Below are 24,381 nucleotides of genomic sequence, written 5' to 3' on the forward strand. Positions count from 1 at the left end.
CGACGCCCCCGCGGGGGGCCCCCTCGCCCGCGGCGCGCGCGCCCCGCACGCCTTCTGCCTCCAGCGAGTCGGCGGGACCCCGAAGCCCCGCGGTGTCGAAGATGCGCACCGAGACCCCGAGGGCGTTGAGCCAGGCCTCGATCGTGTCCCGGGTGGTGCCGGGCACGGGGCTGACGATGGCCCGTTCCTCCTCCAGGAGGCGGTTGAGGAGGCTCGACTTGCCCGTGTTGGGGGCGCCCACCAGCGCCACCCCGAACCCGTCCCGGCTGGTGCGACCCCAGGCGAAGGTGGCGAGTTTCTCTTCCAGGGCTCCGGTGAGGTCGGCCACCGCAATGCGGACGCGCTCCCGATCCAACTCCCCCACGTCCTCGTCGGGAAAGTCGAGGTAGGCCTCCACGAGGGCAAGGGCGCCCGTCAGGGACTCCTGCCACCCCTGCACCTCCCGGGAGAGGCGGCCCCCGAGGAGCCCCTCGTGGATGCGAAGGGCCGCCTCGGTGCGTGCCCGCACCACGTCGAGCACCGCTTCGGCCTGGAGGAGGTCGAGTCTGCCGTTCAGGTAGGCCCGGAGGGTGAACTCCCCCGGATCCGCCAGGCGAACGCCGCAGGCGAGGACCGCATCCAGGACGCCTCGGGCGGCCGCCGGCCCTCCGTGGCACTGGATCTCCAGCACGTCGTCTCGGGTGTAGGAACCGGGCCCCGGCATCCACAGGACGAGGGCTTCGTCCAGGGGACCGCGGCCGTCGGGGGGCCCCGGCAGCCATACCTGGGCCAGGCGCACCGACCAGGGGTCGAGGGGGGGCGGGGACCCGTCCTTGCGGCGCAGAAGGGCGGCTGCGACCGCGGCGGCCCGGGGCCCGCTCACCCGGACCACGGCGATCCCCCCTTCGCCGGCGGGAGTGGCGATCGCGGCGATGGTATCGTCAAGCGAACGCACGGCTCTCGCTTCCTCGGGCGCGCAAGGCTCCGGGGTACGGGCCCTCGCGAGCACCGGCGGCGCGGCCCCGTCGCCGCCCCGGCCCGGGCTCCGGTACCAGCCCTACGCCGCGGGCTGTGCTGCCTTGGCCTGCCGCAACATCATCGCCTGCTGGGCGATGCTCAGCAAGTTGTTGACCAACCAATAGAGTACGAGCCCGGAGGGAAAGTTGAGAAACATGAAAGTAAACACAACCGGCAGACCATACATCATCATCTTCATCTGCGCTGCATTGGTACCGGTCATGGGGGTCAGCTTTTGTTGCAGGAACATGCTCGCCCCCATCACGAGTGGGGTGATGTAGTAGGGATCCTTGTCCGCAAGGTCCGTGATCCAGAGAAAGAAGGGGGCGTGGCGCAGCTCTATGGAGCCGAGAAGGATCTTGTAGAGTGCGAAGAAGAACGGAATCTGTACCAGCATGGGAAGGCAGCCGCCCAGCGGATTGACCTTGTGCGTCTTGTAGAGCTGCATCACCTCCATGTTCAGGCGTTCGCGGTCCTTGCCGTGCTTCTCCTTCAGCCGCTCCATCTTCGGCTGGAGCTCCTTCATCCGCTGCATCGACTTGAAGCTGCGGGCGCTCAGGGGCCAGAAGACGGCCTTGATCACGGTGGTGAGGAGGATGATGGCGATCCCGTAGTTCCCCGTGACGCCGTAGATGGCGTTCAAGAAGACCATGAGGGGCTTGGCGATGACGTGGAAGAAGCCGTAGTGCACCAGGGCGTCGAGATTCGAGCCCAGGGGGGCGAGGGCGTTGGTCTCCTTCGGTCCCAGGTAGAGGCGGTAGGAAAAGGTCGCCTCGGCCCCCGGGAGGAGCTCGAAGACCGGACCCAGGAGCTCGAGCTCGGCCACCTTGTCCTGCCCCAGATGGGGGGCCAGGCGAAGGGTCGAGCCCTCGGCCGTGGGCGGCACCGCCGCCACCAGGAAGTACTTCTCGAGGAACGCCGCCCAGGCGACGTTGCCCGGGTCCTGGAGGCCGTCCTTGATGCTCTTGATGGCCACCTCCTCGAACTCGCCCCCCCGGTAGTAGGCGGGCCCCGTAAACGAGTAGGTGTCCTGGTGGGGCGCGAAATCCTGGACCAGCACCAGGCCCAGGCGGTCGCGCAGCCAGCTTCCGGTGCCGTTGACCACGCGCACGTCGAGGGCCACGTCGTAGCGGCCGGAAACCAGGGAGTAGGTCTTCTCGAGGCGAAGCCCGGTGGGCGCGGTCCACGCGTAGGTGACGCGATCGGACCGGCGCTCGACCTCTTCGTACACCTGGCGCCAGTCCGGAAGCGACTCCAGGAGACGTATGCCCCCCGCCAGGTCGGTGCCTGCTGGCGACCCCAGGAGCCTCACCGGCTCGCTGCCGGGGCGCGGGTGCTCCCGGTATTCCACGAGGCGAGCGCCCACGATGGCCGCCGAACGGCTCGAGAGGTCCAGCACGACCCGGTCGTTTTCCAGGCTGGTGCGATGCACGGGCGCCGGAGGCGTGGGCGCGGTCTCTGCCCCCGTCGCCCCGGAGAGCACCCCGGGTTCGCCCGGTACGCCGGCGGGTGCGGCCCCCGGAGCGGTGGGAGAGGTGGCCGGACTCGGGGGCGGCGGCGCGAAGTAGGTCTGGAACAGAACGAGAACGGCCATGGACAGGGCCACGGCCAGGATGGTCCGCTTCAGATCCATCGTCTTATCTCCGTCCGGAGGGGGGCGGCCCGTTGCGCGAGCCCGGTGCGGGCACGGGGTCGTACCCGCCGGGGTGCAGGGGGTGGCACCGCAGGAGCCGGCGTGCGGTGAGCCACGAGCCCCTCCAGAAGCCAAGGGTGCGGTATGCCGTGAGCGCGTAGGCGCTGCACGTGGGATAGAAGCGGCAGGCCGGCGGCAAGAGCGGCGAGAGGAAGAGACAATACGCCGTTACGGCGCCGGCGGCGGCTCGGGCCGCCAGGCCCGGAGCGCCGGGTCGAGCTCCGCCGCCACCTCGCTCAGAGCCAGACGGGCGGCCCCGGGCTTGGCCACTACCACCAGGTCCACCGGAGGCCGAAAGCCGTGCCGCCGGTGGCGAAAGTACTCCCGGACCAGGCGTTTCACCCGGTTGCGGTCGTGCGCCTTCCCGATCTTGCGCGAGACCACCAGTCCGAGCCGGCTGACCGCCCCCTCGGCGGGGGCCACCACCGCCCGGAAGTGGGCGGTGTGGCGGTTCTGGCCGAGGCGAAAGGCCCGGTCGAACTCGGCCTTGTTGCGAATCCGGCATGTGCGGGGGAAGGTGCAGCGCTGGAGCCCTGGGGGCAGCCCTGGGGCAGCTACTTCTTCGGGATGGCCACGGTCAGGCGCTGGCGGCCCTTCAGGCGGCGGCGGGACAACACCCTCCTCCCGTTGGCCGTCGCCATGCGGGCGCGAAAACCGTGAACCCTCTTGCGGCGGATTCGGCTGGGCTGGTACGTGTGCTGCTGCATATCGCGACCTCCTCGATGAGTGCGGCATGGAGGGCGAGCTCCAGGTTTCGGGGAAACCCGGAGGGTAGGGGACCTGGGGAAAACCTGTCAAGGATTTTCGCCGGCCACGATCCTCCTCCTCGGTGGCATGCGGGGTCCGGGAGCCCCGCGCGCAGCCCTCACCCCTCGAGCTTGCGCCGCACCTGCTCGTTGACCTGGGCGGGGTCGGCCTTGCCCTGGGTGCGGCGCATCACCTGCCCGACGAAGAAGCCCAGGAGCTTCGACTTTCCGCCGCGGTACGCCTGTACCTCGGCGGGATTGGCAGCCAGCACCTCTTCCACCGCCGCCTCCAGGGACGAGGTATCGGTCAACCGGGCGAGCCCCTTCTCGGCCACCACCGCCTCGGGCATCTTCCCGGTGGCCCACATCTCCTCGAACACCTCCTTTGCGGCGTTGGCGGAGACAACCCCCTGCTTGACGAGGCCGAGCATGGCCGCCAGGTGCCGGGGTGTCACCGGCGCCCGGGCCAGGGGGGGGGCGCCCTCCTTGTTCAGCTCCCGGAGGAGGGACCCCATCATCCAGTTCGACACGGCCTTGGGGTCGTCGTGGGCGGCAACGGCCGCCTCGAAGTAGTCGGCGAGCTCGCGGCTCTGGCACAGCAGGTCCGCGTCGTAGGCGGGCAGGCCGTACCCCTCCTGGAACCGCCGGCGGCGGGCGTCGGGGAGCTCGGGCAGGTCTCGCTGTACGGCTTCGAGCCAGGCGGGCTCCACCACCACGGGCAGGAGGTCCGGATCGGGGAAGTAGCGGTAGTCATGGGCCTCTTCCTTGGAGCGCATGGAGACGGTGATGCCCCGGGCGCTGTCGAAGAGGCGGGTCTCCTGGATCACCTTTCCGCCGTCCTCGAGGAGCTCGATCTGCCGCCGGCGCTCGTAGGCGATGGCCTGCTCCAGGAAGCGGAAGGAGTTGAGGTTCTTGATCTCGGCGCGGGTGCCGAAGGCGGCCTGACCCCGGGGCCGCACCGACACGTTGGCGTCGGCCCGCAGGCTCCCCTCGTTCATGTTCCCGTCGCACACCCCGAGGTACACGAGGATCTCCCGGAGCTTGCGTACGTACTGGGAGGCCTCCTTGGGCGAGCGGAGATCCGGCTCGCTCACGATCTCGATGAGCGGCACGCAGGCGCGGTTCAGGTCCACGAGGCTGTGCTCCCGCCCGCCCGCGCCGGGCCCCTCGGGGTGGAGGAGCTTGCCCGCGTCCTCCTCCATGTGGATGCGGGTGATGCCAATGCGTTTGGGGTTTCCCGCGTCGTCCTCCACCGTGAGGAACCCGTGCTCCAGGATGGGGAGCTCGTACTGGCTGATCTGGTAGCCCTTGGGGAGGTCCGGGTAGAAGTAGTTCTTCCGGGCGAAGCGGCTCCGGGGCGCCACGGTGCAGTGGGTGGCGAGCGCCACCTTGAGGGTGTGCTCCACCACCTGGCGGTTCAGGACCGGAAGCGCGCCGGGCAGGCCCAGGCACACCGGGCAGACCTGAGAGTTGGGCTCGGCGCCGAAGGCCGTGGAGCAGCCGCAGAAGATCTTGGTTGCCGTGAGCAGCTGGGCATGGACCTCGAGGCCGATGACGAGTTCCCAGTCCATGGCGGGTTCCTATCGCTCGGGCGTGCGGTTGGGGTAGCCGGCGGCCTGCTCGTAGGCGTGGGCGGCCCGCAGCAGGGTGGGCTCGGCGAAGGGCGCGGCCAGGAGCTGAAGGCCGATGGGGAGCCCCGTCTGCGCAAATCCGCAGGGAAGCGAGAGCCCGGGCAGGCCCGCCAGGTTGCAGGGGATGGTGAAGATGTCGGAGAGGTACATCTCGAGGAGGTCTTCCGTCTTCTCGCCGAAGCGAAACGCCGGCGTGGGCGCCGTGGGGCACGCGATCACGTCCACCTGGGCGAAGGCCTCCCGGAAGTCGCGCGCCACCAGCGCCCGCACCTTTTGTGCCCGCCGGTAGTAGGCGTCGTAGTAGCCGGCCGAGAGGGCGTAGGTGCCCAGCATGATGCGGCGCTTCACTTCTGCCCCGAACCCCCGGGCCCGGGTGGCGCAGTAGGTGGCCAGGAGGTCGTCCGCCTCCACCCGCAGCCCGTACTTCACGCCGTCGTAGCGCGCCAGGTTCGAGCTCGCCTCGGCCGTGGCGAGTAGGTAGTACGCCGCCACGGCGTACCGGGTGTGGGGCAGGCTCACCTCCCGCACCTCGGCGCCGAGCTCCCGGTACGCGTCGATGGCGCGCCGCACCGCAGCGGCCACCTCGGGGTCGGTGCCCTCCACGAAGTACTCCCGGGGCACCCCCACCCGAAGCCCCCGGGCGCCCGCCGCGAGCGCCGCGCCGTAGTCGGGCACCGGCTCGGCGGCGCTCGTGGAGTCCAGGGGATCGTGGCCCGCGATGGCCTGGAGCAGCAGCGAGGCGTCGGCCACGTCCCGCGCAAAGGGGCCGATCTGGTCGAGGCTCGAAGCAAAGGCGATGAGGCCGTACCGGCTCACCCGCCCGTAGGTGGGCTTCAGGCCCACCACGCCGCAGCACGCCGCCGGCTGGCGGATGGAGCCCCCGGTGTCGGAGCCCAGGGTGGCCGCGGCGAGCCGGGCGGCCACGGCCGCGGCGCTCCCTCCGCTCGATCCCCCCGGCACCCGCTCCGGGTCCCAGGGGTTTCGGACGGGGCCGAAGGCCGAGTTCTCGTTGGACGAGCCCATGGCGAACTCGTCCATGTTGAGCTTGCCCAGCACCACCGCCCCCGCTTCCCGCAGGCGCACCACCGCGGTGGCGTCGTAGGGGGGGACGAAGCCCTCCAGCATCTTCGAGCCGCAGGTGGTGCGCACCCCCTTCGTGCACAGGAGGTCTTTGAGCCCCACGGGGATTCCCGTCAGGGGACCGGCCTCCCCCCGGCCGATCCGCCGGTCCGCCTCCCGGGCGGCGTCCAGGGCCGCCTCGGGCGTCACCGTGAGGTACGCCCCGATCTGGGGGTCCACCGCCTCGATGCGCTCCAGGTACGCCCGGGTGACCTCCTCGCTGGTGACCTCCCGGGCGTCGAGGAGGCGGCGCAGCTCGCTCGCGGTGCGGGATACGAGCTTGGCCATGTCAGGCCTCGATCACCTTGGGCACCCGAAAGCAACCCTGCTCCGCGTCGGGAGCGTTGGCGAGCGCCGCTTCGCGCGGGAGCGAGGGCCGGGCGATGTCCTCCCGCATGGGCGTGGGGTACTCCAGCACGTGGGACATGGGCTCCACCCCCTCCACGTCGAGCTCCGCCAGCGCCTCCACGTACTCCAGCACCGACGAGAGCTGCTCCGCCAACGCGCCCACCTCTTCCTCGGAAAAGGTGAGCCGGGCGAGCCGCGCCACGTGCAGCACCTCCTCGCGGCCGATCTTCATGCCGTGCTCCTCGCTGGAAATTCTTCTTCTCTCGCTCCCGGGAAGGGCCGGAAGCTAGCACAGCCCCACAGGCCGGGCAAGGGCGCCCGTGCCAAGCCCCCTTTATGGGAATCGCGGTCCCGCTCACGCCGCGGCGTCCACCGTCGGCACCCCGTACCGTGAAATGGCCGGATCGATGGTCACGACCTCCAGGACTTCCTCTTGGGCCTGAGCGACGAGCATCCGGTCAAACGGATCACGGTGTAGAGGCGGAAGCCCGCCGGCTCGTTCCCCGTGGGGCACCGTGATGGGAAGAGGCACGAATCCCTCTTCTGCAATGGCGACGCCGAGGTCTTCCCGCGGCGTCGTCAGCTTTCCTTGCGCCTTCTTGATGGACACCTCCCAAGCGGAGGCCGCAGAGACGAACACCGCGTTCTTCCCGTCCCGAATGAGACGCAAGGTTCTTGGGCCGATCCTGGGATCGCCGGCAAGCCACCACAGGAGCACGTGGGTGTCGAGCAATAGCCGCCTCATCCGCTTTCCTCTTGTTGAGCACCCTCGAAAGCGGCGATCGTCTCGGCGTCGGTCTCGTCGAAATCCTCCGCAATCCAGAGCCGCCCCGCCCACCGCCCCGGCGTTCTATCCTGCCGCGTGGATCGGTGAGGTACGAGATCCAGGTAGGGCTCTCCAGCCCTGGCGATGACGATCTCTTCGCCCTCCCACACCCGCCGACCCAGCTCGGACAGCTTGGTCTTCGCTTCGTGCATGTTGACGATCGTTGGTGTGCCCATGGCGGCCTCGCGACTTCGGATCCGAGATCGGTCTGCTTAGGCCACTATGGCTAACCCCTGAAGCCCAGTCAACTGGTGCCGGCCCGTAGGTCTGTCGGCTGGGGGTGATCGGGGGTGGCGCGCGCAGCGGCTCGCACGCCTCACGCCGCCCTTCGCGGCGGCTCCACGGGGGGGCGGGCGCGGCCGGTGCGGTGGGGGGAGACGTGGAGGAGGTAGTGCTCGCAGGCGATCCCTTCCAGGAAGGGCACCTCGCCGAGCCACCGGCGCCGCCGTACCCACTCTCCCACCTCCACGGTGCCCCGGGGGGGGCGCGCCGAGCCGTCGGCGGCCCGCTCGCGGAAGTCGAGGCGGGTGGAGTGGATGGGCTTTCCCGCGACCCGCACCTCCTCCTGGCGGCCCCGGGGGATCAGACCGTAGCGCTCGGCCCTGCGGGCGAAGCCGGTGCCCTCGAAGAGGGCGAAGGCGCTCGCGGTGAAGGCTCCCACGTGGGGGTAGACCCGCTCCAGGAAGGCCAGCGTGGCACCCAGGTCTTCGTCTCCGGAGGTGGGCAGGCCATAGATCATCATGGCCAGGTTCGAGACCCCGGCGGCGTGGGCGTCGCGGAGCACCGCCTCCACGGTCTCCACCCGGGTCCCTTTGCCCGCCACGTCCAGGAGGCGCTGGCTGCCGCTCTCCACGCCCCAGCTGATCCACCGGCACCCGGCGGCGGCGAGCGTCTCCAGGCGCGCGGGGGTGTAGTCGGCCGTGGGGCGGCCGAGGGCGTGGAAGGAGAGGTCGCATCCCCGGGTCCGCAGCTCGTCGGAGAGGGCCGCGAGGTCGGGGGCGTCCACGTAGAGGTCGGCGAAGTAGAAGTGGCGCGCCCCGTAGCGGGTGTGGAGGGCCTCCAGCTCCCGGGCGCAGCGGGCGGCCAGGGGGGCGCGATACCCGCCAAAGGACGTGGTGTGGGCGCAAAACCGGCACCGGCGCCACTTGCACCCCCGGGAGGCGAGGACCGGGAGCACCGGCGAGGGGTTGAAGTACCGCTCCAGGGGCAGGGCGGAGAAATCGGGCAGGGCGAGTGCCTCCAGGGGGGCAGCCGGCGCCGGGCGGTTTCGGGCCACACCGCCCCCGCTGCGGTAGGCGAGGTCCGGAACCTCCCGGTCGGGCAACCCCCGGCACAGGGCCTCCCAGGCCGCTTCGCCTTCCCCCAGGACCACCCCGTCCACGAAGGGACATGCCGCCAGGAGCTCCTCGGGTTGCAGCGCCGAGCACGCCGCGCCGCCGAAGACGATGCGGGGGCCTGCCCGCCGCCCCTCGTCTCCGCACAGCGCCAGCGCCGGCGCCCGCTCCCGGACCCGGCGGGCCAGGGCCAGCGCCCAGGGCAGCTGCCCCAGGGCGAGGAGGGAGACGCCCACGAGCTCGGGGTCGCCCCCGAGCACCTCGTCGGCCAGGGCGTCCAGGAGCGCGAGGAGGTCCAAAGGGGCCTGCCCGGCGTCGAGGTAGGCCTTGACCTCTCCGCACAGGCGCGCGAAGGCGGCGTCGCCGGCGCGCCAGGTCTCCTGGTGGAAGGCGTAGGCGCAGCGGTCGAAGAAGTTGCCCTCGCGGCCTCGCAGAAAAGCCACGAACCCGGAGCCGCCGGGGAGCGCCTGCGCCACCCGCTCCCAGGCTGTGAGGTTGAGGTCGCGCGCGGTCAGGTCGCAGGAGGGGCACCGGGCCCGCGCATGGCCAACGAGGGCCGCGACCCCGAGGGGTACGTAGGTGGGGCTCGCATGGGGCGGAAAGGCGAGTACGGCGCGCACGGGGCTCCAGGCGCGCCCGCCGGGCCTCCCGGAGCGGGGGGCGAGACGCGGGGGCGGAGCGGGATGGTGAGCCCACACGGAGCGCGTTGCAAGGGGATCCTGTCCCCAGGCCGAGCACCCGGGACGGCACCCGCGCGAAGTGGGGCTGGCCACGGCCAACGCCAAGCCCTGCCGGCAAGTTCTCGCTGTCCCTGCCTCCCCGGGGTACCCTTTCCGGCCAGGTCCCTTCTGCCCTTTTCCCGTGCGGAGGCCCCATGCGACGCCCGCTCTGCCTCTCCCTGACGGCCGTCCTGCTCCTGCCTGCCTGTGCCGTGATCCGCCTGCCCGGGGGAGTCCCGGCGGAGCCGCGGGAGGTCACCGTGCTCGGGGAGGGGGCGGCCAAGGTCCTCCTGCTGGACGTCTCGGGTTTTCTTTCGTTCCGGCCGCCCCGGGGGCTGCCGGGGTTCTCCGAGGCAGAGAGCCTGCCGGCCCGGGTGCGGGCCGACCTGGACCGGGCCCGCAAGGACCCCCGGGTCAAGGCGCTGCTCGTTCGGATCGACTCCCCGGGCGGAACGGTGGGAGCGAGCGACGTGCTCCACCACGAGATCCGCCGCTTCCGGGAGGACAGGGGGCTGCCGGCGGTTGCCGTGATCGTGGAGAAGGGGCTGTCCGGCGGGTACTACGCGGCGCTCGCGGCCGACGAGATCGTGGCCCTGCCCGCGGCCCTGGTGGGGAGCGTGGGGGTCTTCGTGGCGAAGTTCGACGCCTCGGGCCTCCTGGACCGGTGGGGCGTGCGTAGCGAGGTGACCCGGTCGGGCCCCCAGAAGGACATCCTGAGTCCGCTCCGGCCCCTTACCCCTGAGGAGCAGGCTACCCTGGACGGCATCGTCGGGGAGTTCCAGGCGCGGTTCCTCGAAGCCGTGCGGACCGCCCGCGCCGGCGCGACCGAGGCCGATCTGCAGACGATGGCCACGGGGGCGCCCTTCACGGCGCGGCGGGCGCTGGAACTGCGCATGATCGACCGGGTCGGGTATCTGGACGACGCCTTCCGCCGGGCACTGGACCTGGCCGGGCTTCCCGAAGGCCAACTGGTGGCGTACCGCCGGGGCTCAACCTCGCGCCTGAACCCCTACTCCCTGGCCGCCCTGGCGGCCGGCCTGGAGGCGGGCCCCCTGCTGCTGGACCCCGCCGCCGCCGAGGAGCTCTTCCAGGGGGAGCTTCGGTACTGAGGGGTCTTTGCGCCCGCTTCCTGCGGGCCCGCCTCAGCGCCGCATGAGGGACGGCAGCCAGGTAGTCAGCGGAGACCAGTAGGTGATGAGGAGCAGATCGACGAGCAGCACGAACAGGAAGGGGACGATCCGGCGGCTCACGGCCCCGATGGTGTCGCCCGAGATGGAGCAGGACACGATGAGGCAGATTCCCATGGGAGGCGTGAGCATGCCGATGGCGAGGTTCACGACCACGATGGCCCCGAGCTGCACCAGGTCGATCTCCAGGCTCGGCACGAGCGCGGTGATCATGGGCACGAGGAGGATCAGCGCGGCGGTGGTCTCCACGAAGGTGCCGGCGATGAGGAGGACGGCGTTCACCAGGAGGAGCAGGAGGACGGGGTCCGTCGTGAGGCCGAGGAGCGTTCCCGCCAGCGCCGCGGGGAGGTCCTCGATGGCCGCGATCCAGGAGAAGACCGAGGCGGTGGCGATGATGAACATCACGATGGCCGAGGTCACGGCGCCGTCGCGGAAGACCGCGTAGAGGTCGGAGACCTTGAGCTCCCGGTAGGCGAGGAGGCTTACCGCCAGGGCGTAGACGACCGCCACGGCCGCCGACTCGGTGGCGGTGAAGACCCCGAGGAGAATGCCCCCCAAAATGATGGCCGGAGCCCCCAGCGCGAGCAGCGCCTTGCGCAGGGTGCGCCCCACCTCGGCCAGGGAGAAGGCCTGGGTGGCGGCGTACCCGCGGCGGCGCGAGATGACGGTGGCGGCCCCGATGAGGCTCATGCCGATCAGGAGCCCCGGCAGGATGCCCGCGGCGAAGAGCTGGCCGATGGAGGCCCCCGTGAGGAACCCGAAGATGATCATGGGGATCGACGGGGGGATGATGACGCCGATGGAGCCCCCGGAAGCCTGCACGGCGGCAGCGAAGTCCGAGTCGTAGCCGGACCGCTTCATGGCCGGGATGAGGATGGCGCCCACGGCGGCGGCGTCGGCCGCGGCCGAGCCCGAGATGCCGGCGAAGAACATGGCCGAGACGATGGTGACGGCGGCAAGCCCCCCGGGCAGCCACCCCACGAGCGCGTTGGCGAAGTCGATGATCCGGCGGCTGATGCCGCCCCGCTCCATGAGCACCCCGGCAAACATGAAGAGGGGAACCGCGAGCAGGTGGAAGGAGTCGGTGCCCCCGAACATCTTCTGGACCACCATCATGGGGGAGAAGGACCCCTGGGCCAGGATGGCCAGGATCGAGGCCACCCCGATGGCGATGGCGATGGGGGCGTTGAGGGCAAACAGGAGCGCCAGGCTCCCGAGAAGGATCTCAGCGGTCACGGGGGCGCCTTCCCAGCTCCCGAATCAGGAAGCCGAGCGCGTGGAGCGCCAGCACGGCGCCGCTCAGGGGGAGGACGGCGTGGGGAATCCACTTGGGCACGTGGAGGGCCGGCGAGATCTGGAACCGCACGAAGTGGGCGAACCGCCACCCGTAGACCACCATGATCCCGAAGAGCAGGAGCGAGGCCAGATGCACGGCGACCGAGGCGGCCCGCCGGGCCCCCGGCGGGAGCCGCGCGTAGACGGCGTCGACCCCGGGATGGAGCCCCCGATAGTAGGCCACGGTGGCCCCCAGGAACGAGAGCCACACCAGGAGATAGCGGGCGAGCTCCTCGGACCAGAACAGCGAGTAGTTCAGCGCGTAGCGGCTGAATACCTGGGCAGCCACCACGGTGGACATGGAGGCTCCCAGGACCACGAGCAGGGCCTCGATCCCCCGGTTCAGGTGCCGGCTCAGCACCTCCAGTGCGCCCACGGGCCCCACCCTACGGCCCGGGGGGGCGGTATAACCCCCCGCCCCCGCTGGCCAGCGTTCCTACTGGACCGCCGCCAGCATCCGCTGCAAGAGGTCCTGGACCTTGGGACTGCGGAAGAGCTCCAGGTCCTTGAGCTCCGCCACCCGGGTCCGGAAGGCGGCGATGTCGGGGTTCTCCTCGACCTGCATGCCCTTTTCCTTGGCCAAGGCGATGCGCCCGGCGTCGGCGGCCCGGTTCTCGGCCCGCTGGTACCGGGCGGCTTCCACCATGGCCTCCTGGAGGAGCCGCTGCTGCTCGGGCTTGAGCGAGCTCCACCACTGGAGGCTCGCCACGTCGATGTGGGCCGAGTACACGTGCCGGGTGAGGGACAGGTGGTCTTGCACCTCGTACATCTTGTAGACCTCGACGACCCACAGGGGGTTCTCCTGCCCGTCGATCACTCCCTGCTCGAGCTCGCTGTAGATCGGCCAGGGCATGGGGGTGGGGTTCGCGCCCAGGGCCTGCCAGATGGCCTTGTGCAGGGCCGACTCCATCACGCGGATCTTCAGGCCCTTGACGTCGTCGGGCCCCCGGACCGCGCGCTTCTTGTTCGTGAGGTGCCGAAAGCCGTTTTCCGAGAAGGCGAGCCCCTTGAATCCAGAGCCCTCCAGGGAGGTGAGGATCTCCTGTCCCAGGGGCCCGTCGAGGATTTCGTCGGCCTGGGCGTTGTCCTGGAACAGGAAGGGGTAGTCGATGACCCGGGCGATGGGGTCGAAGGTGTCGAAGGGCCCGCTCGTGATGATCCCCATCTGGACGGTGTTCATCTGGATCTGCTGCAGGATCTCGGTCTCGTTTCCCAGGGAGGCCGAGTGGTGGATCTTGACCTCGATCTCCCCCTTCGAGCGCGCCTCGACGAGCTCCTTGAACTTGTCCGCCACGATGTTCTGGGCCGATCCGGGCTTCGTGACGACCCCCAGGTTGATCTTGAGGGCGGCGAAGCACGGTGCGGCCAGTGCCAGAGAGAGGGCGAGGATCGAAGCGGCCAGGGTGCGGGATTTCATGGGCGACCTCCGGGAACGGGGGGCTTTCCGACGAGATCGGCTTGTAGCAGGGGGGGCCGAAGAACGTCAAGGGGCGGGGTCCGAGAGCCCCGGAGCGCAGCCCCGTGCCGCCTCGATCGATCCACGGCAGCCCGACCGAAATCGGTACGGCTCGGCGCACCAGCTCCCTTGGAGACGCTCTTTCCGAATGTCGCGGATTGCGGGGCGGAGCGCAGGGGCTCCCGGACCCCGCTCGCCACCTAGGTGGTGGATGGAGGTGTCCCTGGAGACTGGCGCCTTGACGGCGGGCCGCGGGACGCAACACTGGAGGACCATCGCGAATGGTCGCGTCCCAGACCCTCATGAATCGGAGGTTCCCATGGCAGACGTCCCCCGCATCCCCCCCGCCGAAGCCCGAGCCCGCGTGGCCTCGGGCGCGGCGCTGCTCGTGTGCGGCTACGACGACCCGCAGAAGTTCGCCGCCATGCACCTGGAGGGGGCGCTCTCCTACCAGGAGTTCCTGCGTCTGCGCCCGTCGCTGCCGAAGGACCGGGAGGTGATCTTCTACTGCGCCTGACCCCAGGAGGCCACGGCCGCCGGTCGGGCGGCAGAGAACATCGCGCTGGGTTTCGTCCACAGCAAGGCCCTGGCGGGAGGCGTTCCGGGGTGGCAGGCCGCCGGGCTCCGGCTCGTGTAGCCGCAGCTCGAAGCCCCGAGGCCGGGAGAGGTCAGTCCGTGGCGGGCGGCCCGCACTCCGCCTTCTGGCTGGCGCTCGCCGCGGCTGCCCTCTTCGGGGCGAGCACCCCTTTCGTCAAGCTCCTGGCCCACCGGGCCGAGCCCCTGCTGCTGGCGGGCCTGCTGTACGGGGGGGCCGGGCTCGGGGCTCTGGCCTGGCGGCTGGGGTCCCGCGTGGGGGGACCGAAGATCCCCGCCGAAGCCCCCCTCTCCCGGGCGGACCTGCCGTGGCTCGGGGGTGCCGTGCTCGCGGGCGGGGTCGCGGCCCCGGTCCTCCTCCTGGTGGGGCTGCGCAGCATTTCCGCCGCCGCCGCCTCGCTCCTGCTCTCGCTCGAGGGGGTCTTCACGGCGGCGCTGGCCTGGGCGGTTTTCGGGGAGCACGGGGATCGCCGGCTCGCGGCGGGCATGGCGGCCATCGGGGCGGGGGCCCTGGTGCTGGCGTGGGAGCCCGGGGCGGCGCTGCCCCTGTCGTGGGGAGCCCTCGCCGTGGCGGGGGCGTGCCTGGCCTGGGCGGCGGACAACAACCTGACGCGGAAGGTCTCGGGGGGTGACCCCTTTGCCGTGGCGGCAGCCAAGGGCCTGGCCGGGGGCGGCGCGAGCCTGGCCCTGGGCCTGGCCGCGGGGCAAGAGCTCCCCGGCCTGGGCACGGCCGCGGCGGCGGCGGCGGTGGGACTGGCCGGCTACGGCGCGAGCCTCGTGCTCTACGTCCGGGCCCTTCGCTACCTGGGGGCGGCGCGCACGGCGGCGTACTTCTCCGTCGCGCCCTTCGCCGGGGCCGGGGCGGCGCTCCTCTTCCCGGGGGAGAGACTGAGCGGAGCGCTGATCCTCGGGGGCCTCCTCACGGCCCTGGGCGTAGGGCTGCACCTCGCGGAGCGCCACCTCCACGGGCACCGCCACGCGGCTCCTTCCCACGCCCACGCCCACGCCCGGGACGACCACCACCGCCACCTCCACCCCGACGGCGACGACCCGGAGCCCCACGCCCACCCCCACGGCCACCCGCCCCTCCTGCACCGCCACCCCCACACCCCCGATCTCCACCACCGGCACGGGCATCGGTAGGTCCGGCTGGAGAAAGACCTGCCCGATTCCTAACGATCCAGGATGCGCCGCATTTCTGCCACGAAACCCCGCGCCTCCTCCAGGGCCTCGACCACTTGTACTTCCTCGAGGGTGACGAGCTCCTGATGGTCCCCCTCTGCCGGTTCTCGAATATGCGGTCGTAAAAGCGGCCCCAACGTATGCTTCGAGCTCCGTCAAGCCCGTCGCCACCACCCCCCCACGCCGCTCAATCCGTCGCTCTCCGGCGAAAGCCGATGATGGCGTCGGTATCCCCATCCTCGGCCCCCACGACCCGGCTCGCGTGCTGGAGGAACAAGTAACGGTCACGCCGAGGAATAGGCTGCTGCCACGCGCTTCGGATGGCCCTCGTAGAAGTGCTCGAACACCGCCCCCACCTTGGCCCGGTAGAGCTCCGGCGTGTAGGCGCGGGGGAGGCCTTCATCCAGGAGGTCCTCGATGGTGAGCCGAACCTGGGCGCGGGCCTGGGCCTTGAGGCGCCAGTCGACGCTGAGGGCGCCCTTGACGCGGGCCAGGAGGTCGCGGGCCACTTTCTTCACCTCCTCGCGCTCCGCGGCGGTGAGCTCCGGCCCAGGACGGGTGAGGAGGTCGAACACCGCCAGCTCCTCCTCCGTGAGGCGCTCGCGCAGGTGGCGCTGCTCCTCCTCGGTCAGCGACCGGCTGAACTCCACCAACTCGCGGAAGAGCTCGTCGATGTTCCGGCTTCCGGCATTGTACGACTCGATGAGCTCTTCGAATTTCGCGAGGTAGTCAGCGCGCGTCCGGTTTTGCCGGACCAGCCGCTCTAGCCGGGCCCGGATTGCCGCCTTGAGCCGCTCCAGGTCAACCTTCTTCCCCTTCGACTTCTCGAACCGCCCAGCGAGTGCCTCGAAGTCGATCTTCGAGAGGTCGATGGCCGCGCCCCGCTCCGGCGGTGTCAGGTCCTCGGCGGCGACGGAGTGGTCGAGCAGGCGGCCCACGTCGGCGAGCACTTGGGAGAGGTCGGCGGGCGGGCCGTCCCCCGTCTCCACGCGGATCGCGTCGGCGATCATCCCCAGGCAGGACGCCGGGGATTGAAGGTCCAGTGCCGCCGGGTCTGGCTTCACGGCCTGGAAGAGCGCTCGCACCAACCGCTCGTGCCCGAGGAACTCACGCCGCAGGGGATCGGGCGAGATCAGGGCATTCACGGCCTCGCCGACGGCGGTGAGTCGGTCGAGTCCCTGGGCTGACTCGATCTCCTCCACGCGGACCCCGTGCCGGCCGCAGAACCCAATCGCGACATCCACCGCCTGCCGCAGCTCGTCCACCAGGGCCGCCTTGTCCCGCACCGGCGCCGCCCCCGCACGGCCGGCTCCGTAGATCGCGAGCGCCTTTTCCAGAGAGGCGAAGACGTTGGCGTAGTCCACGATCAGGCCGCTCCGTTTGCCCGGGAAGACGCGGTTGGCCCGGGCGATGGTCTGCATGAGCGTGTGGTTGCGCATGGGCTTGTCGAGATAGATCGTCGAGCAGCACTCGACGTCGAAGCCCGTGAGCCACATGGCGCAGAGGAACACGAGCCTCAGCGGGTCCGCCGAGTCCTTGAACTTCTCGTCCAGTTCCTCGTCGTTCATCCGCCGTCGGTGGGGCGCGATGTTGAGGCCCAGGGCCCTCATCTGCTCGATCTCGTTCTGGCCGGGCGACACCACCAGCGCCATGTCGGCAGTGGTGAGCACCTCGAGCCGCCGGCGCAGCTCCCGCACCGCCTCGGGATCGTAGGGGCCGCCGTACCTCGTAAGCTCCGCGAGACTCTTCTCCACCCGCTCCCGCTCGGCCTGCCAGTGCCTCCGCACCTTGTCGTGCATCCGGAGCGCCGTGGCCTTGTCGATCGAAACGACCATCGCCTTGCCCTGGAAACCCCGCCCCAGGAAGTGCCGGACCACATCTTGCGCAACGGTCTCCAGCCGGTCGTCGCGGGTGATCAGCTGATACTGCCGCCCCAGCTCGCGCTCCAGCCGTCGCTCCTGGGCCTCGTCCAGGTCCGCAGCCTCGATGAGGTCGTAGAGGTCCTCGTTCAGGTCCGGATTCTCGAGCCGAAGCGCCGGCGTCCGGCTTTCGTAATAGAGCGGGACCGTGGCCCCGTCCTCCACCGACTGCTGGAAGTCATAGATGGAGACGTACTCGCCGAAGACCTCCCGGGTGCGCTCCTCGCCAACGATGAGCGGCGTGCCCGTGAAGGCGAGGAAGAGCGCGTTCGGCAAAGCGGCGCGCAGGTTCATGGCCAGGGTGTCGTACTGCGTCCGGTGCGCCTCGTCGGTGAGGACGACGACGTCGCGCCGGTCGCAGAGGAGTTCCGGGGTCTGGAACTTGTGGATGAGGGTGAACACGTAGCGGTGGTTCCCCCGCAGGAGGTCCCGCAGGTGAGCGCCGCTTGCCGCGTGGCACTCGGCGGCGTCGGCCTCGCTCACGGCGCCGCAGGCCTTGAAGGTCTTGGCGATCTGCTCGTCGAGCTCCACGCGGTCGGTCACGACCACGAACGTCCAGTTGCCCGGGACCCGGCGCAGGACCTTCTGGGCGAGGAACACCATGGAGAAGCTCTTGCCCGAACCCTGGGTGTGCCAGAACACGCCCCCGCGGCCGTGGCCGGCCCGGCGGGCCGAGAGGATGGATGCGATGGCGCGGTTCACGCCGAGGAACTGATGGTTCTGGCTGAGCACCTTCGCGAGCCCCGCCTTGCGGCTGGAGAAGAGGGTGAAGTTCTCGACGAGATCCAGGAGCCGCGCCCGATCGCAGGTGCCGCGGAGCATCGTCTCCAGCGACACGCGCCGGGGCTCGTCCTCGCTCTCCGCCCGCCTCCACTCGAAGAACCGGTCCCAATCGGCAGTCAGGGAGCCCACGCGGCTGTCGGTGCCGTTCGAAGCCAGGAGGAGGGCGTTGAACCAGAAGAGGGCGGGGACGCCGTTCTGCGGGTGCTTGTAGCTCGTGAGGTTCTCGTCGAAGGCCTGCCGAGCTGGGACGCCGGGCTTCTTGAACTCGGCGACCACGAGCGGCAGGCCGTTGACGAAGCCCACCACGTCGGGCCGGCAGGTGTAGAGGGGACCGGCGAAGGTCATCTGCGACACGGCCAGGAAGTCGTTGGCGGCCGGGTTCCGCCAGTCGATCACGCGCACGCGCTCCGGCCGCTGCCCGCCGCCCTCCCGGTCGGGCACCGAGACGGGCACGCCGTCCTTGAGCAGGCCGTACACCTCGCGGTTCGCGGCCGCGAGGCTGAGCGCCGAGCGGTCGCGGGTCAGCTCGTCCAGGGCGGTCGCCAGGGCTTCAGGCGGGACATAGGGGTTCAGCCGCTCCAGCGCGGCCCGGAGCCGCGGGGCCAACACCGCCTCGCTCTTTGTCTCTCGCCCGAAGGTTCCCCACGGCCCGAGGATCTCTTGACCCGTCGACGCCGTCTGCCACCCGAGCTCCGAGAGGAGCGCCAGGGCGGGCTGCTCGACGAGCTGGTCTTCGGAGTAGGGGCGAGGGGTCATGGGCGATAGTGTCCCTCAGTACTCAGTTTGATACGTAGTTCAGGAGTTGATACCCTCATTCCTACCCCCACTCAGGGTTTGGTACCTCTGCTCGGCCCAAAGGTCCGGGACCTCCCGTCGCTCCCCAAGAGGCTCGGGCAGATTCACGAACGGATCTTCGGGCCTTGCGCTTTCCGCCTCGCCGGTCGATACTGCCGTCAGCTCATCTGCCACGCGCAGAAGGAGTTACGATGCCGTCCCAGCCGGGGCGGCATCAGCCTTCTTGGGCATCGCTCTCGAAATGCATGCCGGCGGATAACACGGACCTTCTCCTCTCGCTGTTCTCCCGGGAAGCCGAATGCCGCCGCTCATGCAACCACAAACTCTTCCAATCTCTTGATCCAAGCGTCGAAATGAGGACAGTCTTTCCGAATACGGTCCAGTCCGATGCGCCCCGCTGCCGTCGGCCCATGAAGGACCTTTCGATAACTCGGGAACAGGGTCGCGATCCTCTTTGACGGTGCGAATTGGGGGCGTTCGTTGATCTCCTCCGGAGAAGCCACACCTTCTCGAATAGCCGCGAATTGAGGCAGTTTGTCCATGGCGGTGAGCACCCGGGGCAACTCCTCCGGCGCGGAGAACAACCACGCTTCGAATTCGTGCAGCGCGAGAAACGGGACGAAGTTCGGTGGATTGCCGAGGTGCTCAGCTACCGCTCGTTCGACGTGGGTCACGCGTTCGATCGGTCCTCGGCCTGGACGGCTGTCCATCCCAGGGAAATCGGTCGGCAACCCATAGTAATCCAAGAGGGTGGTCACCAGCGCGTCGCCTGAGCTTTGCAGAAGTCGCCGTACATCGTTCCTGAACTTGGCAAAGGTAGTCACCCCACCCTTGAAGTTTGGACCATCTTTGACGCGCTTGGTGACAAGGATCGTGGGGTAGAAATAGAGGTCCCTTCCGAAGAATGCAGGCGCGAGAACATCCTTGACGAAGCGCTCTTCAGTCTGACCTTCGACGAGGATGAAGACTCTCTTGCTCACGGCCGAGCCCCCAAGACGTTCTTCTCCCAGAGCTCTCCGAGCGCGTAGTCATCCAGCCATGCGCTCATGTCTGCGTGGGTGAGGTGCCGGAATACACTCTCGGACCCCTCTCGCTCGACGGTCCAGACGTGCTCGGGCTCGAACTGATTCACAAGCGTCACCGACTGCGTGGCGACCATGACCTGCGTACGCGTTGCGGCAGACGACAGCAATTCAGCAAGCAAAGCCACGGCGGCCGGGTGCAAGCCGAGTTCTGGCTCGTCGAGAAGCACCACGGCGGGTAACGTGGGTTGCAGCAGGAGAGTGGCGAGACAGATGAAGCGAAGGGTCCCGTCCGAGAGGGAGGACGCGTTGAAATAGGCATCGCTTCCCTTCTCCCTCCATTCCAGCCGGATCTTCGACTCGTTGAGCCTCGACGGCGAGAGCACGAAGGTGTCGAAGAAGGGTGCGATCTGGCGAACGGTATCCTGGATGACGGCAAAATGGTCGGGTTTCTTCTCCTGTAACCAATAGAGGAATGCGGGCAGGTTCTCCGCCTGGGGTCGCAGAAAACGGTTGTCTTCAATGTCGCACACGCCCTTTACGGCCGCGGTGTCGCTCGTGTCGTGGAAGTGATAGACGCGATAACCATCGAGGTCTCTCATGACTTGTCGCGCACAGATGTGGTCAACCTGTCGGAGCTTCGACTCTGCCGATACCGCTGCGACGCGTCGGTCGTAGGGCGCCTTGTACTTGTCCTTTTCGTGGTAATACGCCATTTCCTCCCAGACAATCAAAGACCCTTCATCGGTACCTCTTAACGTCACTTCATAAGCATTGGAGACCTTGCCTTCCCCAAATTCCAAAAACATCGTCATCGTCGGAGACTTCTTTCGCCCGAAGTGAAGGAGGTTGTCGGCACCGCCCTTCAACGCTGTGTAGCCGGCCAAATTTTGACTGACAACTTCTCTAAGAAATCGAAAGGTCTCGATCAGGTTCGACTTACCCGAGCCATTCCCTCCAATGAACACGTTTAGAGGCCCAAGTTGCAGGGTCTGCTCGCGGATGGACTTGAAGTTCTTGATCTTCAACTTCTCAAGCGTACGCATGATAGCTCCGCTGGCTTGCCACGTGATGATGCCTGCCGATCATGCAGCAGATTCACTCGCGCGCCATCACTCCCGCGCTTGGTCACCCCGGAGGGAAGGCACCAAACGAAAGTCTCTCTGCCTCACGTCCCCCACGAGGCGAAACAGCCCGGTGCGCTTCTCCCCGGAGCAGACGACCGTCACCTTCACCAAGTATCGGCCCGGCGGGAGCTTCCAGTCAGGGTTTCGCCACACGGGGTTCGAGAGGTAGCTCAGGTTGCTCCACCCGAAACAGCAGTCTTCATCGTCGAAGCGCGCTGCGATGTCCAGCCGCTTCGTTTCGCCCGGCTGGATGTCCACCTCTGAAGTGACGGTGAAGCGTGTGGGGTCCAAGAGATAGCCGGCTTGCCCGCCGAGGACGAACTGCATCGGAATTGGCTCGGTGGAGCCGCTCCACCGGCCCGGCATGACGCGGCCGAATACGTTCTGGCCGTCCAGATGGTGGAAGCTGACGGAGGCATGGCACGAAAGGGCGGCGTCCCTGGACATCCAACGTGCGTACCAGGGCAGGCGGCGGTTCGTGACGTCCACGAGAAGGTAGCGAGCCGTTCTCGCGGGTCGTCCTTCATACTGGTGGTCCACGGGGTCGGAGAGCCCGAACGAGAGTTTGGGCTTCCGCAAGTTCTCCACGAAGATCGTGATGAAAATGGCGATGACTGCCCCGAGCACCAACTCCAACATGCGCGCCTCGCTCAATCCGCGGCCACGGTCAGCCGGCCAGACAACAACTGCGGCAACAATAGGTCGCGGGTGCGGCGGAGGTTCTGGGCCTGGCGAACGAGGGCTTGCTGTTGGGTTGTCGCTGCGATGAAGAGGTCCGAAAACCGCTTGAGGAAGGCCCCGTCGGGCATCACCACTGGGTAATTCGCGAGGACTTCCCAACTGGCTCGGGGCATCTTGGAGCCGTTGGAGGTAGCTGTGGCGTGCGCTACGAAGTCGTCGCTCGATGCGACCGCAGCAACGAGACCATCATATTCTGGGCGCTGGCTGCGAAGGACGATGGTATCCGCCGAGCAGAGCCCGTCAAAGTGCGCAATGCTGACCTTGTGGAAATACGGCCGGATCTTGCCGAAGAGAACCTCTCCCTTCTTGAACTCCAACTTGTTGGACCCAAGATCGGTGGTCATCTCCCACGCGTCGAGCGCCAGGGACCGCCGGGGAATGTGCTCAAGACCGACGTAAGGCCTGGGTTCTTCCAACTGGCCCTTGGACACGTTCCTGCGCACCGACTCTGCAATCTCGCCGAACCTCTTCACTTTCCACCCCTCCGGAATCGGCCCCAGGGGTGAGTCGACCAGAGGGACGGCTTCGTGGCCGGGGAAACGGAAGCGAACGAACCACTCGCGGTAGAGGGCGCGGGCCATCTCCTCCAAGATCCGGATGCGCCGCTGGTTGTTCTCGATCAGGTCGTCGTAGGCCGAGAGGATTCCGGCGATGCGGCGTTGGGCAGAGAGCGGGGGGACGCGGACCTCGACTCCCCTCAGGACGGTTTGAGTGACAAGTGGTTGTGCCGCGCCCCCAGCATATCGGCTCAATTGAGCATCGGTGAGAAGGTAGAAGAGGAACCTAGTATCTACTTGCTCGGAAGCAGGGTAGGCCACAAGCGTGTTGTCTGATGCCCAAAACTTGCCGGGACAGTAGGCCACCGAACCGCAGTACGCACCCACGCGCCCGATGATTACGCCATTTTCATGACGGAAGGCATCGCACCCGCCAATGATGCCGTTGGATCCATAGACCGGATACTGCCCGTATCCCCCCGGCTTGATTGCCTTGCCGTTGCCAAAACGCACAGCATCTCCGAGCGGCATTCGTTGGGCGCCTGTCATCATCATGCCCCGAGCATCTCCGCAACATTCGCCCCGATCGCCGCCTCCAGCTCCCGCGCCTGGGCGTTGAGGCCCTCCAACTCCTCGTTCAGCCCCTCCAGCCTCTCCTTGAAGTCCTCGTCGCTGACCTCCTCGCCGGGCGCGACGCCGACGTACCGACCGGGGTTGAGGCTCCAACCCTGCGCCTCGATCTCGCCGATGGTAGCGGCGCGGCACAGGCCGGGCACGTCGGCGAAGGCCGATTTGTTCCCGAAGACCTCCTCCAGCTTCGCCCGCGCCTCCTCCCCGCCGAGGGTGAAGTCGGGCTCCTCGCCCCGATAGAGCCGGACCACGTTCGCGAGGAAGCCGATCTGGGCGGGCGTCCAGTCGCGGTGGGCACGGTCGATCTGGCGGAAGACGTGCCGGGCGTCGAGGAAGAGGACGGTGTCGGCCCGGGGCGTGGCCTTCTTCCCCCGGTCGAGGAACCAGAGGGTGCAGGGAAGGGTGACCGTGTAGAAGAAGTTCGGCCCCACGGCCACCATGGCATCCACGGCGCGGGACTCGACGAGTTGGCGGCGCAGCTCCTGTTCGGACGCGCGGGCGTCGGAGGCCGAGTTGGCCATGACGAAGCCGGCGCGGCCGCGGCCGTTCAGGGCGGAGTAGAAGAGCTGGATCCAGAGGTAGTTCGCGTTGTCGGTCCGCGGCATCCCGAAGGGGTAGCGCTGGCCCGGCCCGATCTCGCCGGCGAGGCGTTCCTTGTCCACGGCGTTGACGTTGAATGGGGGATTGGCCAGGACGAAGTCGAAGCGGCCCGTGGAGCGGTGCAGGTCTTCGTAGTAGGTGATGGCCTCGCGGATTTCGCCCTCTAGGCCGTGGACCGCGAGGTTCATGCGGCAGAGCTTGACGGTCTCGGCGTCCTTCTCCTGGCCGTGGATCGAGAGCTCGGCCGACGGGTTGGCCCGGTGCTCGGCCACGAACCGGGCGCTCTGCACGAACATGCCGCCGGAGCCGCAGGCCGGGTCGAGCACGAGGCCGTGGAAGGGCTCGAGCACCTCCACGAGGAGCCGGACGATGGGGCTCGGCGTGTAGAACTCGCCGCCCTTCTGGCCCTCGGTGCGGGCGAACTCGCCGAGGAAGTACTCGTAGATGCGGCCGAAGGCGTCGTAGTCGAGGCTGGCGGGGATCTCGGAGACTTTCTTCAGGAGCTCTTTCAAGAGCGTGCTCGTGAAGAGCTCGTAGGTCTTGGGCAGCGCGCCCGAGAGCTGCGGGTTGTCGCGCTCGATGGCCCGCATGGACTCGTTGACGGCCCTGCCGATCTGCCCGCCCTCGGGCAGCGCCAGAAGCCAGTCGAAGCGGGCGTCGGGCGCCAGGAAGAGCAGGCCCTCGGCGTGGTAGGCGTCGGGCTGGTCCACCCGCGGCCCCCGGCGAGAGCTCGCCGAGACCTTCTCGAGCCTTGCCCGTGCGGCCGCAAATCGCGCGTCGGCGAAGCGAAGGAAGATGAGGCCCAGCACGGGGGTCGAGTACTGGGAGGCCTTGAGGCCCGAGTTGGCCCGGAGCTGGTCGGCAGCCGCCCAGAGGCGCTTCTCCAGGGTGTCGGTGGCCGTGTCCTTCTCGGACGGTGCGATCCAGTGCAAGTCGCCATTCCTCCAACAGCGGCGCAGCAGGGGAGGCTTTCCGGCCTCTGCGTTCGGAGGCCCTTCCTACCTGAACGCAGTTCCGGGTGCAAGCCGGAGCGCGGCGCGCGAGGCTCCGGGAATGGCTTCCAGCCCCGCCGCCATGAACTCTCAACACGCCCGACGCGCC

The 24,381-nt window shown here is 68.8% G+C and carries 23 protein-coding genes; 3 read left to right on the top strand and 20 right to left on the bottom strand.

Translation table 11 applies throughout. From position 1 onward, the window contains the following. From AB1578_07545 to AB1578_07595, 11 genes are all read right to left on the bottom strand, one after another. Positions 1-934, bottom strand: a 934-nt coding sequence (locus tag AB1578_07545) for a tRNA modification GTPase (protein ID MEW6487752.1), incomplete at its 3' end; no start/stop codon positions are given. Between the two features lie 102 nt (positions 935-1,036). Further along, positions 1,037-2,629: a membrane protein insertase YidC gene (gene yidC, locus AB1578_07550; protein ID MEW6487753.1), complete on the bottom strand. Its 1,593-nt coding sequence runs from the start codon at positions 2,627-2,629 to the stop codon at positions 1,037-1,039. Positions 2,630-2,633: 4 nt separating this feature from the next. After that, positions 2,634-2,888, bottom strand: coding sequence for a membrane protein insertion efficiency factor YidD (gene yidD / locus AB1578_07555; GenBank protein ID MEW6487754.1), 255 nt, complete (start codon positions 2,886-2,888; stop codon positions 2,634-2,636). Further along, complete coding sequence (gene rnpA / locus AB1578_07560) at positions 2,858-3,232, bottom strand: ribonuclease P protein component (protein MEW6487755.1); 375 nt, start codon at positions 3,230-3,232, stop codon at positions 2,858-2,860. Before rnpA ends, yidD begins: the two co-directional genes overlap by 31 nt. Before the next feature lie 11 nt (positions 3,233-3,243). Further along, positions 3,244-3,396: a 50S ribosomal protein L34 gene (gene rpmH, locus AB1578_07565; GenBank protein MEW6487756.1), complete on the bottom strand. Its 153-nt coding sequence runs from the start codon at positions 3,394-3,396 to the stop codon at positions 3,244-3,246. 158 nt (positions 3,397-3,554) lie between these two features. Further along, on the bottom strand, positions 3,555-5,006 hold the full coding sequence (gene gatB / locus AB1578_07570; protein MEW6487757.1) for an Asp-tRNA(Asn)/Glu-tRNA(Gln) amidotransferase subunit GatB: 1,452 nt from the start codon (positions 5,004-5,006) through the stop codon (positions 3,555-3,557). Positions 5,007-5,015: 9 nt separating this feature from the next. Beyond that, a complete protein-coding gene (gene gatA, locus AB1578_07575) occupies positions 5,016-6,473 on the bottom strand; it encodes an Asp-tRNA(Asn)/Glu-tRNA(Gln) amidotransferase subunit GatA (protein MEW6487758.1) in 1,458 nt (485 codons plus the stop codon). A 1-nt stretch (position 6,474) separates the two neighbouring features. Continuing rightward, positions 6,475-6,765, bottom strand: coding sequence for an Asp-tRNA(Asn)/Glu-tRNA(Gln) amidotransferase subunit GatC (gene gatC, locus AB1578_07580; GenBank protein MEW6487759.1), 291 nt, complete (start codon positions 6,763-6,765; stop codon positions 6,475-6,477). A gap of 123 nt (positions 6,766-6,888) precedes the next feature. Then, positions 6,889-7,278 (bottom strand): type II toxin-antitoxin system VapC family toxin, encoded by a 390-nt coding sequence (locus AB1578_07585; GenBank protein MEW6487760.1) that lies wholly within the window; start codon positions 7,276-7,278, stop codon positions 6,889-6,891. Beyond that, complete coding sequence (locus AB1578_07590; protein MEW6487761.1) at positions 7,275-7,535, bottom strand: type II toxin-antitoxin system prevent-host-death family antitoxin; 261 nt, start codon at positions 7,533-7,535, stop codon at positions 7,275-7,277. The genes AB1578_07585 and AB1578_07590 overlap by 4 nt, the downstream gene beginning before the upstream one ends. Positions 7,536-7,675: 140 nt before the next feature. Beyond that, entirely contained in the window at positions 7,676-9,313 is a 1,638-nt protein-coding gene (locus tag AB1578_07595; GenBank protein ID MEW6487762.1) for a radical SAM protein, read from the bottom strand. 254 nt (positions 9,314-9,567) lie between these two features. Here AB1578_07595 and sppA point away from each other — a divergent pair, with 254 nt between their 5' ends. Beyond that, positions 9,568-10,521: a signal peptide peptidase SppA gene (gene sppA / locus AB1578_07600; GenBank protein ID MEW6487763.1), complete on the top strand. Its 954-nt coding sequence runs from the start codon at positions 9,568-9,570 to the stop codon at positions 10,519-10,521. Between the two features lie 33 nt (positions 10,522-10,554). Here sppA and AB1578_07605 read toward each other — a convergent pair whose 3' ends face one another. Genes AB1578_07605 through AB1578_07615 form a run of 3 tightly spaced genes read right to left on the bottom strand, consistent with a single transcriptional unit; the run spans position 10,555 to position 13,351 of the window. Next, positions 10,555-11,835, bottom strand: a complete 1,281-nt coding sequence (locus tag AB1578_07605) for a TRAP transporter large permease (protein MEW6487764.1) — start codon at positions 11,833-11,835, stop codon at positions 10,555-10,557. Further along, the gene (locus tag AB1578_07610; protein ID MEW6487765.1) at positions 11,825-12,310 is read right to left on the bottom strand and encodes a TRAP transporter small permease; all 486 of its coding nucleotides are present in this window, start codon (positions 12,308-12,310) and stop codon (positions 11,825-11,827) included. Before AB1578_07610 ends, AB1578_07605 begins: the two co-directional genes overlap by 11 nt. A gap of 60 nt (positions 12,311-12,370) precedes the next feature. Continuing rightward, on the bottom strand, positions 12,371-13,351 hold the full coding sequence (locus AB1578_07615; GenBank protein MEW6487766.1) for a TRAP transporter substrate-binding protein: 981 nt from the start codon (positions 13,349-13,351) through the stop codon (positions 12,371-12,373). Between the two features lie 358 nt (positions 13,352-13,709). Between AB1578_07615 and AB1578_07620 the strand changes: the two genes are divergently transcribed. Together AB1578_07620 and AB1578_07625 are read left to right on the top strand one after the other, a co-directional pair. After that, a complete protein-coding gene (locus tag AB1578_07620) occupies positions 13,710-13,907 on the top strand; it encodes a rhodanese-like domain-containing protein (GenBank protein ID MEW6487767.1) in 198 nt (65 codons plus the stop codon). Positions 13,908-14,065: 158 nt separating this feature from the next. After that, positions 14,066-15,127 carry a DMT family transporter gene (locus AB1578_07625; GenBank protein MEW6487768.1) on the top strand — a complete coding sequence of 354 codons (1,062 nt, stop codon included), beginning with the start codon at positions 14,066-14,068 and terminating at the stop codon, positions 15,125-15,127. Between the two features lie 323 nt (positions 15,128-15,450). Here AB1578_07625 and AB1578_07630 read toward each other — a convergent pair whose 3' ends face one another. The 6 genes from AB1578_07630 to AB1578_07655 all read right to left on the bottom strand — a co-directional run bounded on the left by AB1578_07630 (position 15,451) and on the right by AB1578_07655 (position 24,212). Beyond that, on the bottom strand, positions 15,451-18,624 hold the full coding sequence (locus tag AB1578_07630; protein MEW6487769.1) for a type I restriction endonuclease subunit R: 3,174 nt from the start codon (positions 18,622-18,624) through the stop codon (positions 15,451-15,453). A 347-nt stretch (positions 18,625-18,971) separates the two neighbouring features. Next, on the bottom strand, positions 18,972-19,643 hold the full coding sequence (locus tag AB1578_07635) for a DUF4276 family protein (protein ID MEW6487770.1): 672 nt from the start codon (positions 19,641-19,643) through the stop codon (positions 18,972-18,974). Next, entirely contained in the window at positions 19,640-20,731 is a 1,092-nt protein-coding gene (locus AB1578_07640) for an AAA family ATPase (GenBank protein ID MEW6487771.1), read from the bottom strand. The genes AB1578_07635 and AB1578_07640 overlap by 4 nt, the downstream gene beginning before the upstream one ends. Positions 20,732-20,797: 66 nt before the next feature. Continuing rightward, on the bottom strand, positions 20,798-21,451 hold the full coding sequence (locus tag AB1578_07645; protein ID MEW6487772.1) for a hypothetical protein: 654 nt from the start codon (positions 21,449-21,451) through the stop codon (positions 20,798-20,800). A gap of 11 nt (positions 21,452-21,462) precedes the next feature. Next, positions 21,463-22,605: a restriction endonuclease subunit S gene (locus AB1578_07650; protein MEW6487773.1), complete on the bottom strand. Its 1,143-nt coding sequence runs from the start codon at positions 22,603-22,605 to the stop codon at positions 21,463-21,465. After that, complete coding sequence (locus AB1578_07655; protein MEW6487774.1) at positions 22,602-24,212, bottom strand: class I SAM-dependent DNA methyltransferase; 1,611 nt, start codon at positions 24,210-24,212, stop codon at positions 22,602-22,604. The genes AB1578_07650 and AB1578_07655 overlap by 4 nt, the downstream gene beginning before the upstream one ends. Positions 24,213-24,381: the final 169 nt, after the last annotated feature.

It is taken from the genome of Thermodesulfobacteriota bacterium (genome assembly GCA_040756475.1).
In the GTDB taxonomy this organism is placed as follows: Bacteria; Desulfobacterota; Deferrisomatia; order Deferrisomatales; family JACRMM01; genus JBFLZB01.